The organism is Synechococcus sp. N5 (assembly GCF_900473925.1).
GTDB lineage: Bacteria > Cyanobacteriota > Cyanobacteriia > PCC-6307 > Cyanobiaceae > Parasynechococcus.
This window is the reverse complement of the sequence record NZ_UCNI01000001.1, coordinates 92,750-106,714: the sequence shown is the minus strand read 5'-3', so window position 1 is coordinate 106,714 and position 13,965 is coordinate 92,750. Positions and strand designations below refer to the sequence as shown.

The 13,965-nt window shown below is 62.7% G+C and carries 15 protein-coding genes; 5 read left to right on the top strand and 10 right to left on the bottom strand.

The genetic code is table 11. From position 1 onward, the window contains the following. Nucleotide 1 precedes the first annotated feature (1 nt). The gene (locus tag DXY03_RS00590) at nt 2-769 is read right to left on the bottom strand and encodes a sulfite exporter TauE/SafE family protein (RefSeq protein WP_115008694.1); all 768 of its coding nucleotides are present in this window, start codon (nt 767-769) and stop codon (nt 2-4) included. Between the two features lie 27 nt (nt 770-796). Here DXY03_RS00590 and DXY03_RS00585 point away from each other — a divergent pair, with 27 nt between their 5' ends. Then, nucleotides 797-1,513 carry a lipoate--protein ligase family protein gene (locus DXY03_RS00585; protein ID WP_115008693.1) on the top strand — a complete coding sequence of 239 codons (717 nt, stop codon included), beginning with the start codon at nt 797-799 and terminating at the stop codon, nt 1,511-1,513. Here the strand turns inward: DXY03_RS00585 and DXY03_RS00580 are convergent. Further along, on the bottom strand, nt 1,471-2,721 hold the full coding sequence (locus tag DXY03_RS00580) for a site-2 protease family protein (protein WP_115009225.1): 1,251 nt from the start codon (nt 2,719-2,721) through the stop codon (nt 1,471-1,473). The two genes, DXY03_RS00585 and DXY03_RS00580, sit on opposite strands and share 43 nt — an antisense overlap. 62 nt (nt 2,722-2,783) lie before the next feature. Between DXY03_RS00580 and DXY03_RS00575 the strand changes: the two genes are divergently transcribed. Continuing rightward, nucleotides 2,784-3,458: a phosphoribosylanthranilate isomerase gene (locus DXY03_RS00575; RefSeq protein ID WP_115008692.1), complete on the top strand. Its 675-nt coding sequence runs from the start codon at nt 2,784-2,786 to the stop codon at nt 3,456-3,458. Nucleotides 3,459-3,494: 36 nt separating this feature from the next. On the opposite strand, the gene folE is transcribed toward DXY03_RS00575, so the two are convergent. The 6 genes from folE to DXY03_RS00545 form a co-directional block, all read right to left on the bottom strand. Then, entirely contained in the window at nt 3,495-4,244 is a 750-nt protein-coding gene (folE, locus tag DXY03_RS00570) for a GTP cyclohydrolase I (protein WP_115008691.1), read from the bottom strand. Nucleotides 4,245-4,253: 9 nt separating this feature from the next. After that, nucleotides 4,254-4,961, bottom strand: a complete 708-nt coding sequence (locus DXY03_RS00565) for an SDR family oxidoreductase (RefSeq protein WP_115008690.1) — start codon at nt 4,959-4,961, stop codon at nt 4,254-4,256. A gap of 24 nt (nt 4,962-4,985) precedes the next feature. Next, the gene (locus DXY03_RS00560; RefSeq protein ID WP_115008689.1) at nt 4,986-5,975 is read right to left on the bottom strand and encodes an acetyl-CoA carboxylase carboxyltransferase subunit alpha; all 990 of its coding nucleotides are present in this window, start codon (nt 5,973-5,975) and stop codon (nt 4,986-4,988) included. A gap of 19 nt (nt 5,976-5,994) precedes the next feature. Next, nucleotides 5,995-7,035, bottom strand: coding sequence for a long-chain acyl-[acyl-carrier-protein] reductase (locus DXY03_RS00555; protein WP_115008688.1), 1,041 nt, complete (start codon nt 7,033-7,035; stop codon nt 5,995-5,997). Between the two features lie 114 nt (nt 7,036-7,149). After that, a complete protein-coding gene (locus tag DXY03_RS00550; RefSeq protein ID WP_114988527.1) occupies nt 7,150-7,869 on the bottom strand; it encodes an aldehyde oxygenase (deformylating) in 720 nt (239 codons plus the stop codon). A gap of 76 nt (nt 7,870-7,945) precedes the next feature. Continuing rightward, nucleotides 7,946-8,788 carry a creatininase family protein gene (locus tag DXY03_RS00545; protein WP_115008687.1) on the bottom strand — a complete coding sequence of 281 codons (843 nt, stop codon included), beginning with the start codon at nt 8,786-8,788 and terminating at the stop codon, nt 7,946-7,948. A gap of 74 nt (nt 8,789-8,862) precedes the next feature. On the opposite strand from DXY03_RS00545, the gene DXY03_RS00540 reads away from it, so the two are divergent. The 3 genes from DXY03_RS00540 to pgeF are packed head-to-tail and all read left to right on the top strand — an operon-like array spanning nt 8,863 to nt 11,797. Beyond that, on the top strand, nt 8,863-10,110 hold the full coding sequence (locus tag DXY03_RS00540; RefSeq protein WP_114988640.1) for a S1 RNA-binding domain-containing protein: 1,248 nt from the start codon (nt 8,863-8,865) through the stop codon (nt 10,108-10,110). Beyond that, nucleotides 10,107-10,991 carry a Tab2 family RNA-binding protein gene (locus DXY03_RS00535; RefSeq protein ID WP_115008686.1) on the top strand — a complete coding sequence of 295 codons (885 nt, stop codon included), beginning with the start codon at nt 10,107-10,109 and terminating at the stop codon, nt 10,989-10,991. Before DXY03_RS00540 ends, DXY03_RS00535 begins: the two co-directional genes overlap by 4 nt. Before the next feature lie 11 nt (nt 10,992-11,002). Further along, entirely contained in the window at nt 11,003-11,797 is a 795-nt protein-coding gene (gene pgeF, locus DXY03_RS00530) for a peptidoglycan editing factor PgeF (protein ID WP_115008685.1), read from the top strand. Between the two features lie 3 nt (nt 11,798-11,800). Here pgeF and DXY03_RS00525 read toward each other — a convergent pair whose 3' ends face one another. Together DXY03_RS00525 and DXY03_RS11765 are read right to left on the bottom strand one after the other, a co-directional pair. After that, on the bottom strand, nt 11,801-13,462 hold the full coding sequence (locus DXY03_RS00525; protein ID WP_115008684.1) for an NAD(P)/FAD-dependent oxidoreductase: 1,662 nt from the start codon (nt 13,460-13,462) through the stop codon (nt 11,801-11,803). A 99-nt stretch (nt 13,463-13,561) separates the two neighbouring features. Beyond that, nucleotides 13,562-13,963, bottom strand: coding sequence for a hypothetical protein (locus tag DXY03_RS11765; protein ID WP_136987603.1), 402 nt, complete (start codon nt 13,961-13,963; stop codon nt 13,562-13,564). Between the last annotated feature and the right edge of the window lie 2 nt (nt 13,964-13,965).

Below are 13,965 nucleotides of genomic sequence, written 5' to 3'. Positions count from 1 at the left end.
GTCAGCTCAGCCAAAGCTGCAGGGCCCGCCTGGAGCTGTCAATCGCCAGGATGATGGCGAGCCCCCGCAGACAGCGCACCAGCAGGGCCGCATCAAACTGATCGAGCCGGCTGGCCGTCCACTGCGCAGCGATCGCCGCCACCGCCCCCAGCAGCAGGCCCATCAGAGGAACGCCGCGTCCTTCATGCAGGAACTGGAGGGATGCTGCGCTGGCTGAGCAGAGCACCGCCACCGTGCTCAGCCGCACGGCCTGATGAATCGGCACAGACATCGGACCGCTCATCAGGGGCACCATCACAAGCCCCCCGCCCAGGCCCAACATCCCAGCGGTCCAGCCGGCGATGCAGCCCACACCCGCCAACTGCGGAGCGCTGCCGTCATCAACGTCATCATTGGCATCCGCCTCGGGCCGTTCGCGAACGCAGAACGCCAGCACGATGTACATCAGCGTCTGCATCGCCAGCAGAATCCAGCCCGCTGCCAAACCGGCCAAACCACCGAACAGCAGTGCCGAGCCAAAGGCCGCCAAGCCGATGGCGAGTCCAGGCCGGGTCGGCAGCCGGCCCTGGCGCAGATGGGTGATGGTGCCCGCCAAAGCGGTGGGCACAATGGCGAAACTGCTGGTGGCCAGGGCCTGATGGGGCGGGAGATCAAGCCAGAGCAGGAGCGGGGCAAAGATCAAGCCACCGCCGATCCCCAACAAGCCGGCCAAGCCCCCGGCCAGCAGGCCCAGGGCGATCAAGATCGGCACATCCCACCAGGGCACCATGGCGTGCGATCGACTCTTCCCTCCAGCATGCCCGCAACCGGGCGTTTGCTCCCCACCCAGCAAGCGGATGGACACACCCAGATGGCTTTGGATGCCTGGCTTCTGAAGCGCAGCAACGGCCCGATTCTGCGTTTTTACCGCTGGGATGGGCCCTGGCTCTCGCTGGGACGCCATCAACGCCTCTGGCCTGAACACTGGAATGAGCTGGCCCGCCGCGGCCGCATCAACCTGGTGCGACGCCCGAGCGGAGGTCGGGCCGTACTTCATGCCGGCGGTCTCACCTATGCCTTGATCTGGCCGGATGCACCCCGGCGACGCCAGGAGGCTTACCGCCAGGCCTGCCAGTGGTTGATCGATGGCTTCCAGGATCTCGGGCTACCGCTGCACTTCGGCTCGGACCCTGCTGGTGGCGAGGCCAACAACTGTTTCGCCTCGGCAACGGTGGCCGACCTGGTGGATCCATGCGGCGTCAAACGGGTCGGTAGCGCCCAGCGCTGGCAGAACGGTCGCCTGCTTCAACACGGTGAAATCCTGCTGGATCCCCCTGCTGAGCTCTGGGAGGAGGTGTTTGAGGAAGCGGCTCCAGCGACGGCTCCAGCCCGGATCAACCGGCTGGAGCTGGATCAGCGACTGCGCCAGAGCCTGGTTCAATCCTGGAGCCATTGCCCGTGGCAGATGCAGCCTCTGAAGGCTGACGAAGTTCAGGAGTTCGAGATCGAGCTGGCGTCTGACTCTGCGCTCTGAGCCTGCATCGACTGCACCATCTGGGGAAGCATCGCCAAACCCAGGGGGTATCCATTGCGCTTGCGCGCCTCGTCGAGGATCGCGGGGGGCAGGTTCACCCCGAGCCGCTTCAGCACCGCATCGCCTACATCCATTCGGTCAAGGGTGCCGGAGGGAAGGCCCGCAGCACTCATCACCAAGAGGCGTCCCTGGGAGGCCGCCTCCAAAGCCGGCACCGCCTCCACCAGGGGGGCCGAACTGGCGATGGACGGCAGTTCAGTGAGGGGGCGCAGATGATCCTCGAGGCGCTGTTGGTCCCATTGCTGCACCGGCAGCAGTTTCAAGGGCTGATCATCAATCCAACCCACCCAACGGCCGCTTTTGCAGACGAGCACCCAATCGGCAGGTCCCTCCGCCTCGCTGGCGATCAGCCGCAGCTGACTGAGGCGCCGCAAGGTCTGATCCGCCTCCAGCACGCGGAAACGTTTGCCTGCCGCAGCCGCCACCTTCAACTCCCGCAGCACCGTCTGCAACTGCAGCATCTGGGTCTGACTGCGGTTGGCACTCAGGCCGAACCAACCGATCAACATCAGCAGGAGGCCGTTGAGCCCCCAGCCCTGCCAGAGCAGAACACCACCCAACAGGATCATCAGCATCGACAAAGCCCGTCCGGACGCCGATGCCACCTGAACGCCTTTCTGCTGACTGCCGCTCAGCTTCCAAACCAAGGCCTTGAGGATCAGCCCGCCATCGAGGGGCAGCCCGGGCAGGAGATTGAACAAGCCGAGCATCAAGTTGAGCAAACCCACCTGGCTCAACAACTGAGTGGCCAGGGGCTGGGTGTCCGACAGCGCTGCAGCCCCCGCCAGCATTCCGAAGGCCAACACCAAACTCACGATCGGGCCAGCAGCCGCAATGCGCAGATTGCCCATGGCGGTGGGGCATTCCTTCTCCACCCGCGCGATGCCGCCCAGATGAAACAGGGTGATGCTCAACACCTTCACCCCTTCTCGCAGGGCCATCAGGGCATGACCCAATTCATGCAGCAGCACGGAGCTGAACAGCAACAAGGTGGTCAGCAATCCCAGCCCCCAACTCGCCGTTACCGAGGCCGTGGACGCGTAGCGGGACTGAAACAACGTGGTGAAGATCGCCACGGCAAACAACCAGCTGGGCTGAAGCCGCAGGGGAATTCCGCCAATCTTGAGCACCTGCCAGCCCTCTCCCACCGCCAATCCCGTCGTGTGCCGCTGCTGCGGACTGTCATCCACGATCCTAGGGAGAGCAACCCATGCAGCCCTTGCGTGATCCCCGCCCCACTCCAGACCTAAAGATCTGTGGGATCACCGACCCCGAGCAGGCTCAAGCCATCGCACAGATGGGGGTGCAGGCGATTGGCGTGATCGGCGTTCCCGCCACCCCACGCTTTGTGGAACCAGCCCAGCGCAGGGCCTTGTTCCAGCTGCTGGAACAACAGCACCCCCAGCTGCATCGCGTTTGGGTTGTGGCCGATCCCGACGATGCCGCTCTCGAGGAAGCGCTCAACGGTGCTGGGCAGCCCTCCGTGGTGCAGCTGCACGGCAGCGAGTCAGACCAACGTTGCCAACACCTGAAACAGCGCTACCCCAGGCAGCAGTGGTGGAAAGCGTTGCGGGTGCGTAAACCCGACGATCTCAAGCAGCTCGAGCAGTACGCGCCCCATGTGGATGCTCTGCTGCTCGATGCCTGGAGCGCCGATCAACTGGGCGGCACCGGGCACCGGATCCCCCTTGATTGGCTCGCCGAAACCGAGCTTTCGGTGCCGTGGTGGCTGGCAGGAGGAGTAAGTGCGGAGTGGGTTCCAGAACTGCTCAGTCGCGTCACTCCACAGGGGCTCGATGCCTCAAGTCGGCTGGAGGAACGACCCGGATGGAAAAACCTCGACAAGGTTCAAGCCCTTGTCGAGGCCGTGAGGTCGAGACTGTGAAGTCGAGGAGTTGAAAGAGCGTTGAATCGCGGCTGATCAGGTGCTGAGCAGCGCTTCCTGCTGACGCACCAGCTCAAAGAACTCCTGCTTGAGGCTGGGGTCGTGGCGGAAATCGCCGCGCACAACGGAGTTCACCATGCTGGTTTGAGGCTCTTTCACCCCACGCCACTTCATGCAGTAGTGCTGCGCCTTGATGATGATGCCGAGACCCTGGGGCTCACAGAGCTTCTCGATTTCATCGGCAAGGATCATCACAGCCTCTTCCTGGATGTGAGGGCGGGAGAAGACCCAGTCAGCCACGCGGGTGAATTTGGAGAGACCGATCACCCGGGCACCAGGTTTGATCCCGATCCAGCAGTTGCCCATGATCGGCACCAGGTGGTGTGAACAGGCGGAACGAACCGTGATCGGGCCAACGGTGTAGATCTCATCCAGCTGTTTCACGTTGGGGAAGCTGGCCACCTTGGGCTGCTGGTGGTAGCGCCCCTTGAACACCTCCTGGAGGTACATCTTGGCGACGCGCTCCGCCGTCTCATGGGTGTTGTGGTCGTTATCGATATCGATCACCAGGCTGCGCAGCAGGTCGCGAACCTTGTCTGCAACTTCAACCTGAAGCTGATCCAGCTCACCCGGCTGGAGGTGATCAGCGATGTTGTCGTTCGCCAGGAAGGAAACGCCAGATTCGATTAACCGTTCACGAATTCGGGCTGAAACCTGGGGATTCAAAAGCTTGTTGCCGTTGCCGTTGGCGACGCCGTTGGAAACGAAAGGGACTGTGGAGGTCATGGTGTTCGTTCAGAAGGCGCCGGCGGCCGGCATAAGGGTGAGGTCTTCGATCAGCTGGTTGCTGGGTTGCAACGCCAGATTCGCCAGTGTTTCTGCCGCCTGATCGACAGAGAGCATGGCACGACGATCGAAATCGCTATGTACGGTTTCCGCGTCCCACAGTGGTGTGTTCACGGCCCCAAGAGTGAGGGTGCAGGCACGAATGCCATTGCTCCGTTCCTCTTCCGCCAGGCAGCGGGTGAAGCTGGCCAAGGCAGCTTTACTGACGCAATACGCCCCCCATTGAGGGAAGGCATTACGGGCGGCGTGGCTGCTGATGTTGATCACCAGTCCGCCGTTCTGACGCATGGCGGGAACAACTGCAGAACAAACCTGCATCACGCTGGTGACATTCAGCTGTAGCAGCCATTGCCAACGTTCAATCGGCATGGCCAATAAATCGCCGGTGTAGGCCGCACCCGCGTTGTTGATCAACACGGAAGGGGTCTCACCCTGCTGCAACAAGCCAGCCATCGCAGCTGCGATGCCATCGGGTCGCGTCAGGTCAATGGCGGCAGAGGCCACAGAAACACCTTTTGAGCTGAGCTGAGAGCTCAGCTGCTCCAGTTGATCAGCGCTGCGGGCGGTGAGCAGCAAATCCCATCCTTGATGAGCCAGTAGCTCAGCAGTTCGGCGACCTATGCCTCGGCTCGCACCTGTGATTAGAGCCGTTGGCAAAAACCGTTAGCAAACCGCGACACTTTAAGCGGCTTTGTCGACATCCTGTGACGTTTTTTCGAGGAACCGCCCCATGGCCCTGAATTTGGAGTAACGAGCCTCGCGCAGTTGCTGTTCCGACAGGCTCAGCAGTTGGTCGAGGTGACGCTCGATTGCCGCCCGCAGGTTTTCTCCTGCCTCCAATGGTGCCCAGTTGTTGCCACCGGAGGGCTCTTCGAGCACCTCATCCACTAGCCCAAGCTCCAGCAGGTCCCGGCCGGTGATCCTCAGGGCTGCCGCTGCATCAGGCGCTTTGGCCGCATCACGCCAGAGGATCGAGGCGCAGGCCTCAGGGCTGGCCACCGTGTAGACGCTGTGCTCGAACATCAGCAAGCGATCGGCCACCCCGATGCCCAAGGCACCGCCGGATCCGCCTTCACCGATCACGGTGGCGATCACCGGAACACGCAAGCGGAACATCTCCCGCAGGTTGACGGCGATCGCTTCACCCTGGCCCTGCTCTTCGGCCTCAAGGCCGGCATAGGCCCCAGGGGTATCGATGAACGTGAGAATCGGCAAGCGGAAGCGGTCGGCATGGTCCATCAACCGCATCGCTTTGCGGTATCCACCCGGAGCGGCCATCCCGAAATTGCGGGCGACGTTCTCTTTGGTGTCGCGTCCTTTCTGATGGCCGATCAACATCACGGGTCGATCGCCCACCCGGCCGACACCGCCGATCAAGGCCTGATCGTCGTTACCGCGACGATCGCCGTGCAGTTCAACCCAGTCGTCGCAGAACATCTGGATGAAATCCAGCGTGCTCGGACGCTGCGGATGACGGGCGACCTGAATTTTCTGAGCGGGAGTCAGCCCCTGAAAGATCTCCTGACGCCGACGGGCCGCAAGGCTTTCCAGTTGCTGCAGTTGCTGCGAGACGTCGACTTCCGAATCTCTGGCCAGCTGACGGATCTGCTCAATCTGCTGCTCCAGCTCGACGAGCGGTTTTTCGAACTCAAGCAGGGGGCGACGGGGCATGGCTCTGGCTCTTCGAAGGTCAGGCAGCAGTGGCCTGCAGGTTGGGTTGAAGGTTCAAGGTGCTGAACCCATGGCGCACCGATGCCGCGCCGATGAAATCCATCTTCTCGAGGGTGATGTTGTTACGCCCCCAGCTGAAGTTGGTGTGGCAGCGCTCAAACTCGAGCAGCATGGCTTCGGCAAAGCAGGCAAACATCTGGCGCTGCGGCCGCTCCATCTCGGCGATGGCCATCATCGACCAGCCGATGTCGCGGCAGAACTCAACGATTCCACCCTTGAGAACGTGGATGCCACCACCGGCGACCTTGGTATCGAGATTCTTGGGATAGCCCCCATCAATCATCAGACAGGGCTTCTTGAGGCTGTCTTGATCGATCTCAAGGGTGCGGGGCATGCTCGCCACCCAGACGACCACATCGGCTTCAGGTAGGGCCTCATCGAGGGACAGAATCCGGCCATCGCCCAGTTCCTGCTGAAGATCAAGCAGCGGTTGCTGCTGACGCGCCACCAACAGGAGCTCACCAACTCCGGTGCGTGCCTGCAGCCAACGGCAGACGGCGGAGCCGATATCACCAGTGGCACCAACGACGGCCACCTTGGCTTTGCTGAGATCGATCCCGAGACTTGGAGCGTTGTTCTCCACCTGACGGCAGATCACCCAGGCCGTGTGGGTGTTTCCGGTGGTGAACCGCTGCCAATCCAGGGTGGTGCTCCGCACCGTCTGGTGCTGGAGCAGGTTGAAATTCTCGAAAATGATCGAGGTGAAGCCACCCAGGGCAGTGATGTTGATGCCCTTCTTCTGGGCGAGTTCCATGGCGTTGAGCACCTTGCGCCGGGCCGTCTTAAAGCGGCTCAGCATCTCGGGAACGAAGCAGGAGTCGATGTAGGCACCCTCGATGGTCGTGCCCACGGGACTGGTGACTTGCACGTGCTCAACGAGCTGCGGGGGTGCACTGCACCAAACATCCAAATCACCGTCGGCGATGTGATCGAACCCGAGTTCCATCGCCTTGCGGCGAGCAGCCTCAAAACTCGTTGAATGTCCGATCAGACCAAACATGTCTTACTGCTGACGTCTCAAAGAACACCTCGAACAACCATGCTCCCATGGCAACCGGTATCGACGGCAACGTGCCTGTCGATAAACCGGCGTTGGATCAAGAATTGAAACGGGTCAAACAGCAAGCGCTGCAGCGGCCATGCGGGCGATATCGCGGGAAGTGAAGCCGATTTCACCCAAAGCTTCCTGGTAAGCGATCAGGAAATCTTCGATTAGGTCTTCCTTCTCCATGTGGAGGACGGCCGCATCAGCAGCCACGTCTTCCAGCATCGAGCGGATGAGGGGAAGATTGGCTTTGTTGGCCTCGAACAGTTCGTCCTTGCTGGCCTCGAAGTTGGCCTTCAGCCATTCCTGGCCGTAGTTGAGGTGGGTGTATTCATCCTTCACCACACCCTCAGTGATTTTGCGGGCGAAGGGATCGGCCACGGGGATATAGATGTGATATGCCGAAATGGCGAATGCTTCGATCAGCAGGGCCTGAATCAGCAGGCAGGTGACCACCTTGCCCTCCTTAAGAGCGGCCTGAAAATTGCCGTGAAGAGGTTCGAAAAACTTCTTGGCGAAGGGAAGATCGGCTTCCACCCCGAGGTTGCGTCCACAGGAGGTGAAGCCCTTCATGTGCTTCATTTCCATCCTTGCCAGACGCTTGAGCTCCTCGGCCTGCTCGGGGATCAGCGTTCCCAAAGAAATGTAGTTGTCGTGGGCTTCCTGTTCGCCCTCGATCACGATGGCGTTGATCCGGCTGTAGGCGTCTTTGTAGGCCTCGGTTGTGAAATCGGGCAGTGCGTCCTGGCCCTCCAGCACGGGTGCTTCAGGTGCATTGAGGGTAGTCATAGGACGCTGTCCACCACGTTAAGTGGGACCGACAATAACCAGTTCCCCAAGAGTTGGTGACACATGCGTCCAAGGTTCAGGACTTGGGCGTGATGTTGGACGGTTGGGAGAGAAGACTTTGCGTGGGTGGCCAGTCACTGGCCAGAAGGGCTTGAAAACGCTCCTGCCAGTGTTTGATCAAGCGATCTTGCAGGCAATGTCCCAGATCAGCGGAGGCCTGGCGCGCATCACCGATCACTCCCGTCACGCTGAGATCGTCGGTGAGCCAAGCGCAGGGCGCCGCCCCCTCGAGACTCCAGCCCGCTGGAGGATCCTGCGCGGATCCTGCTGCTGGACGTCCATCCACCGGGCGGGCAGATCCAACCAGCTCTGGGGCCATCTGCAGCATCAAGCTGGTTTCGGCTTGGCCGGCATGAAGTCCATGGGCCAACTCCTGCTCAGGCAACAGATCCGCCAACCCCTCCACACCACTCCAAAGGAAGCAGGGCAGAACGGCCAACGATGGGCAGCGAGCGCGCAGCTGTCGGGCTGCCACCTGCAGCAAACCGATCTGGCCGCCATGGGCGTTGAACAGAACCAGGCGCTGCACCCCCATCGCCGCCAGCTGCATGCCCACCTGGTCGACCAGATCCAGAAGCAGAGGAGCTGAAAGGCTGAGGGTGCCGGGAAAGTTCTGGTGCTCAGGCGAAAAGCCGATGGCCTGACACGGCAGTCGCCAAATCGGCAGAGCTGGCTCAAGCCCGCGCAACACGGAATCGAGGATGCCCTCAGCAAAAACAGCGTCCGTCGAAAGCGGCAGTTGGGGGCCGTGTTGCTCACAGGCTCCGAACGGCCAGATCACCGTGGCACCAGGTTGGCTGGCAGCACAGCTGGCCTCGGGCCAGGTCAGCTGATCAAATCGCTTGCGGAGCTGGTCCATGGCGTTGCACAGGCACGGGGGTGCTGATCCCAACCCAGCCTGTCAAAATGAGCGATCGACAAGCCCAATGGTCCATGCCCGCAGCCGGCAGTCCGCAGCCCAACCGCCCCAAGGCACCCAAGCCGGCAGCTACGAAACCGCTGCAGGTGATGCAGATCAACCGCCGAGAAGAGCAGGAAAAGCTGGCTCGTGAAGCGGCTGAAGCACGGGCAGCAGCAGAGGCTGCGGCGGAAAAGGCACGCATCCTTGAGGAACGGGCGGGTCTCGCCACCCCGCCGCGACCGGTCCAGCAGGACTCCACCTCGTCTCCAGGCACGGATGACGACGCTCTGTTCGACATGGGCGGCATGGAAGGCATGACCATGGCCGACCTGATGGGCGCACCGGATCAACAACCCAAGAAGGAGCAGCGCAATCAGCCGCGCAGCGTGGACGACTTCGATTTCGATGAAGAAGCCTTCCTCGCCGCCCTGGACGAGAACGCTCCGGTGGGCACCACCGGTGAGGTGATCAAGGGCACGGTGATCGGCATCGAAAGCGATGGCGTATACGTGGATATCGGCGGCAAAGCCCCCGGCTACATGCCCAAGAGCGAGGCGGGCCTTGGCGTGGTGACCAACTTCCGGGAGCGCTTCCCCAAGGGCCTGGAGGTTGAAGTTCTGGTGACCCGTGAGCAGAACGCTGACGGGATGGTCACGATCAGCTGTCGCGCCCTTGAGCTGCGCAAGAGCTGGGACCGGGTGAAGGAACTGGAGAAACAGGGGAAAGTGGTTCAAGTCATCGTCAATGGCTTCAACCGCGGCGGTGTCACCTGCGATCTCGAAGGGCTGCGCGGCTTCATTCCCCGCTCTCAACTCCAGAACGGTGAAAACCACCAGGAGCTCGTGGGCAAGACCCTGGGCGTGGCCTTCATCGAGGTGAATTCGGAGACACGCAAGCTGGTGCTGTCCGAAAAACGAGCCGCCGTGGCCGAACGCTTCCAAGATCTGGAAGTGGGCCAATTGGTGGAAGGTCAGGTTGCTGCGGTGAAGCCCTACGGCCTGTTCATCGACCTTGGTGGCATCAGCGGACTGCTGCACCAATCAGCCATCACCAATGGCAGCCTGCGCTCGATCCGTGAGGTGTTCGACCAGGGCGACCGCGTTTCGGCCCTGATCACGGAACTGGACCCGGGCCGCGGACGGATCGGCCTCAACACAGCCCTGCTGGAGGGGCCTCCTGGAGAGCTGCTGATCGAAAAAGACAAAGTGATGGCTGAAGCCGCCGATCGCGCCAGCCGCGCCCAGAACACCCTGAAACAGCAGGAGCAATCGGCCGGATGAGCACTGCTGCCCTGACAGCCGCCGAAGACTGGGAACTCGACTTCTACTCCCGACCCATCCTTGAGGCCGATGGCCGCAAGCGTTGGGAACTGCTGATCACCTCCACCCCCGCCGCAACCGGCGATGCAGAGCCATTTCGCTTCGCCAAGGTGTGCCCCTCTGGTGAGGTGAACTCGCTTTGGTTGAGCCAAGCCCTGGCTGAAGCCAAGAAGGCATCCGCAAGCGGGGGCTGGGGTTCGCCCGTCCGCCTGCGCTGCTGGCGCAGTTCGATGCGCACCATGGTGCAGCGCGCCGCAGCCGAACAAGACCTCGAGGTGATTCCCAGCCGCCGCACCTTCGCCCTGCTCGACTGGCTTCAGCAGCGCGAAAGGGAGGTGTATCCCGAGGAGGAGGGCTTCATGGCCGGCCCGCTGGCACCACCGCCGGCGCCTGTTCCAACCCCTCCAGTGCCCCTGCCGGAGGAAGTTCAAGGAGACGCCTGGAGCTGGGCCGCCCTGCCAGCGAGCCTCCTGCTGGAGGCATCGGAATGGCCAATGAGTTTCAGCGGGCTGCTGCCGGTGCCCGGTGGCATCGACCCCGAGGCCTCTGTGCCGGGTCTACGCCTGTTCAGCCAGAGCCGCTCCCTCGCCATGGCGGGCTGGTTGGGGGGACTGGAACCGGTGCGGATGATCGTTGAAGACCGCCAGCTGGTGCTGGAGGCTGGTCAGGATGACCGCTGGCTGGTGAGCGACCTGGAGCCGGGCGTCGCCGCTGAAATCTCCGAGGCCCTGACCACTTCGCAGCAGCAGGTGCGCGGCCTCCAGTTCATCGCCATCCAGTCCAGCCCCGAAGAACAGACCTTCGGCGGCTTCTGGATGCTGCGGGACATCCCCATGGCCTGATTGCAGGGCTGATGAAAGACGGGCCGTTTGATCGACCAGACAGCCGCTTCAACACGTTGAAGGGCTGGACCTGGATCGGTTGTTACGGGGGCTATTACCTTCAGAGCGATCTGCTGCATACGCAGGGGTTCGAGCACGGCTTCTTCACCCGGCTCTGGCAGGGCCGTGGTCCTGACGAACTGGCCGGGTACGTCAGCGCCGGCATCAGCGTCCACCGGCCCCAGCAGATCCACAGTGGGATCGTGCTGAACGCCAGCGATGCCCGTCAGGATCCCTGGCCTGAAGCCGATGGCCTGGTGAGTGATCGCGGGGGCCAGAGCCTCTGGGTGTGCGGTGCCGACTGCACACCGGTTCTGATCGCAGATCCCGGCACCGGGCATGCCGCGGCCTGTCATGCCGGTTGGCGTGGGGTGGCGGCTGGAATCCTGATCACGGCCCTGGATCGGTTGGTGGAGCGGGGGGCCCGGCGGGAGGATCTGGTGGTTGCCCTGGGCCCGGCCGTCAGCGGCCCCTGCTACCAGGTGGGCGATGAGGTGGTGAAGGCCGTCAGCGCCGCGGTCCCGAACAAGGCTTCCCTGTCCGATGCAGGGGCCCTGCTGCCGGATGAGCAACCGGGGCGGCATCGCCTGGACATTCGAACCGCCGCCAGAGTGCAGCTCCAGGGCGCAGGAATCCCCAGCGAACGGATCGCCCACTGCCCGCTGTGCACCGTCAGTGAGCCCAAGCTGTTCCATTCCTGGCGACGGGATCAGGTGAAAGCCGTTCAGTGGAGCGGAATCGTGGCGCAAGCCCCCGTCTGCAGCTGAAACTTAAACAGGCTTGGTCCTCAGGATCTGAATGGCCAAGGCTTCAGCAGCCCGAATGCCATCGATTCCGGCCGAGAGGATGCCGCCGGCATAGCCCGCCCCCTCACCCGCGGGCACCAGCCCCTTCACATTGAGCGATTCCAACGCTTCATCCCTGGGAATCCGCACGGGCGATGACGTGCGGGTTTCCACGCCGGTGAGCACCGCATCGGGGTGGTCATACCCCTTCAGCTTGCGGGCAAAGGCCGGCAACGCCTCCCGCAAGGCCTCAACGATGGCAGCAGGGAGCAGGTCATCCAGATCGGCGGGATGCACACCCGGCTGATACGACGCGGCGACGCCACCCAGACGGGTGGAAGGACGGGCAGCCAGGAAATCCTCCAACCGCTGCGCCGGTGCGGCATAACTACTCCCTCCAAGCCTGAAGGCGCGCTCCTCCAGCTCCCGTTGAAGGGCAATCCCCGCCAACGGATCCCCTGGGAAGCGTTCAAACGGTGCCAGGTCATCGGCGTCCAGAGCCACAACCAAACCGCTGTTGGCGTTGCGCTCGTTGCGGGAGTGCTGGCTCATGCCATTGGTCACCACCCGGCCTTCCTCCGAGGTGGCGCCCACCACAAATCCTCCGGGACACATGCAGAAGCTGTAGACGCAGCGGCCGTTCTCGGCATGGTGAACCAGCTTGTACTCGGCGGCCCCGAGACGGGGATGGCCCGCCGCCTCTCCCCAGCGGGCTGCGTCAATCAGATGCTGCGGATGCTCAATCCGCACACCCACAGAAAACGGTTTGCGCTGCAGCTGCACACCGATCTGCTCCAGCATTTCGAAGCAGTCGCGCGCGGAATGACCGGGAGCCAGCACCAGATGGCGGCAGGGAATCTCCGTTCCATCGGCCAGCACCACCCCATCGAGTTGATGGGGCTTCCCAGCGCTGCTGTCGCTGAGCTGAAGGCGTGTGACGCGACTGTTGAAACGCACCTCACCGCCCAGAGCTTCAATCCGTGCCCGCAGGCCACGCACCACGGTGGCGAGCTTGAAGGTGCCGATGTGGGGGCGGTGCAACGTGAGGATCTCCTCGCTCGCACCACAGGCCACCAGCTCCTCCAGCACCTTGCGGCCGTAGTGCTCGGGATCGCTCACCTGGCTGTAGAGCTTGCCGTCGGAGAAGGTGCCGGCTCCGCCCTCACCGAATTGGGCATTCGATTCTGGGTTGAAGGGGCTGGTGCCCCGCCAGAAGCCAAAGGTGTCTGCGGTGCGTTGCTTCACGGCCTGACCCCGTTCCAGCAACAGCGGTCGGAACCCCATCTGTGCCAACAGCAGAGCAGCGAAATAACCGCAGGGGCCTGCCCCCACCACCACAGGCCGATCGGCCGCATCCAAGGGGAAGCCATCGGGGGCATGACCCACAGACCGGTAGCGGGTGTCTGGAGCCAGACGCACCCGGCCTTTGTTGCCGATGCGCCGTAACAGGGCGGCTTCACCCTTCACCTGCACATCCACGCTGTAAATCAGCTGAATCCGGTCGCGACGCCGCGCATCAACACTGCGCTTCACCAGGGTCTGACCCAGAAGACGATCCGGCGGAATCCTCAAACGCTTGAGCACCGCCTCCTGCAGCGCTTCCTCCCCATGGTCGAGGGGCAGCTTCAGTTCACTCAGGCGCAGCATCTCGAGGTCGTGTCCCCAGACCTCATTCGATCAGACCGGCCATGGCCTGGCCCGATGGTGCAAGGCAAGCACGAAAGCGGGAATCACTGGCCACCGCCTTCAGACGCAGACGCTCCCCGCGGCGACGCTGATCAAAGGCCTGGCAAATCGGAACGACCTCCTTCTGATCAGGGTCCAACCAACCCATCGCATCGATGCCCCCATCAGCAGCTTGAGCTCCGTCGAGGGCATCAGCTGCGGATCGGGCGCATCGCCGGAGTTGGTCCCATGCCAGGCAACCTGCGGGAAGGGCTCACCACAGGCCTCCACCGAAGCCTGCCCCAGACGAAAGCCCTGGAGGAAGTTGTGCCGCAATTCAGCATCGCGGTGCCCCATCGGCAGCAGCACCGCCAGCCTTGGGCGGCTGACGCCACTGGCCACGATCGACTGGCAGCCGATGAGCGTGGCTGCAACAACACTCCACGACAGCCAAGGCCAACGTCGCCACTCAGGCTTCGACATGG

Excerpts from the sequence above, each read along its gene's own strand:
- DXY03_RS00560 (WP_115008689.1), bottom strand. The coding sequence starts at position 5,975 with ATGCCCCGTCGCCCCCTGCTTGAGTTCGAAAAACCGCTCGTCGAGCTG.
- DXY03_RS00525 (WP_115008684.1), bottom strand. The coding sequence starts at position 13,462 with ATGCTGCGCCTGAGTGAACTGAAGCTGCCCCTCGACCATGGGGAGGAA.
- DXY03_RS11765 (WP_136987603.1), bottom strand. The coding sequence starts at position 13,963 with ATGTCGAAGCCTGAGTGGCGACGTTGGCCTTGGCTGTCGTGGAGTGTT.
- DXY03_RS00550 (WP_114988527.1), bottom strand. The coding sequence starts at position 7,869 with ATGACTACCCTCAATGCACCTGAAGCACCCGTGCTGGAGGGCCAGGAC.
- DXY03_RS00555 (WP_115008688.1), bottom strand. The coding sequence starts at position 7,035 with ATGTTTGGTCTGATCGGACATTCAACGAGTTTTGAGGCTGCTCGCCGC.
- DXY03_RS00585 (WP_115008693.1), top strand. The coding sequence starts at position 797 with ATGCCCGCAACCGGGCGTTTGCTCCCCACCCAGCAAGCGGATGGACAC.
- DXY03_RS00545 (WP_115008687.1), bottom strand. The coding sequence starts at position 8,788 with ATGGACCAGCTCCGCAAGCGATTTGATCAGCTGACCTGGCCCGAGGCC.
- DXY03_RS00540 (WP_114988640.1), top strand. The coding sequence starts at position 8,863 with ATGCCCGCAGCCGGCAGTCCGCAGCCCAACCGCCCCAAGGCACCCAAG.
- DXY03_RS00590 (WP_115008694.1), bottom strand. The coding sequence starts at position 769 with ATGGTGCCCTGGTGGGATGTGCCGATCTTGATCGCCCTGGGCCTGCTG.
- pgeF (WP_115008685.1), top strand. The coding sequence starts at position 11,003 with ATGAAAGACGGGCCGTTTGATCGACCAGACAGCCGCTTCAACACGTTG.
- folE (WP_115008691.1), bottom strand. The coding sequence starts at position 4,244 with ATGACCTCCACAGTCCCTTTCGTTTCCAACGGCGTCGCCAACGGCAAC.
- DXY03_RS00575 (WP_115008692.1), top strand. The coding sequence starts at position 2,784 with ATGCAGCCCTTGCGTGATCCCCGCCCCACTCCAGACCTAAAGATCTGT.
- DXY03_RS00535 (WP_115008686.1), top strand. The coding sequence starts at position 10,107 with ATGAGCACTGCTGCCCTGACAGCCGCCGAAGACTGGGAACTCGACTTC.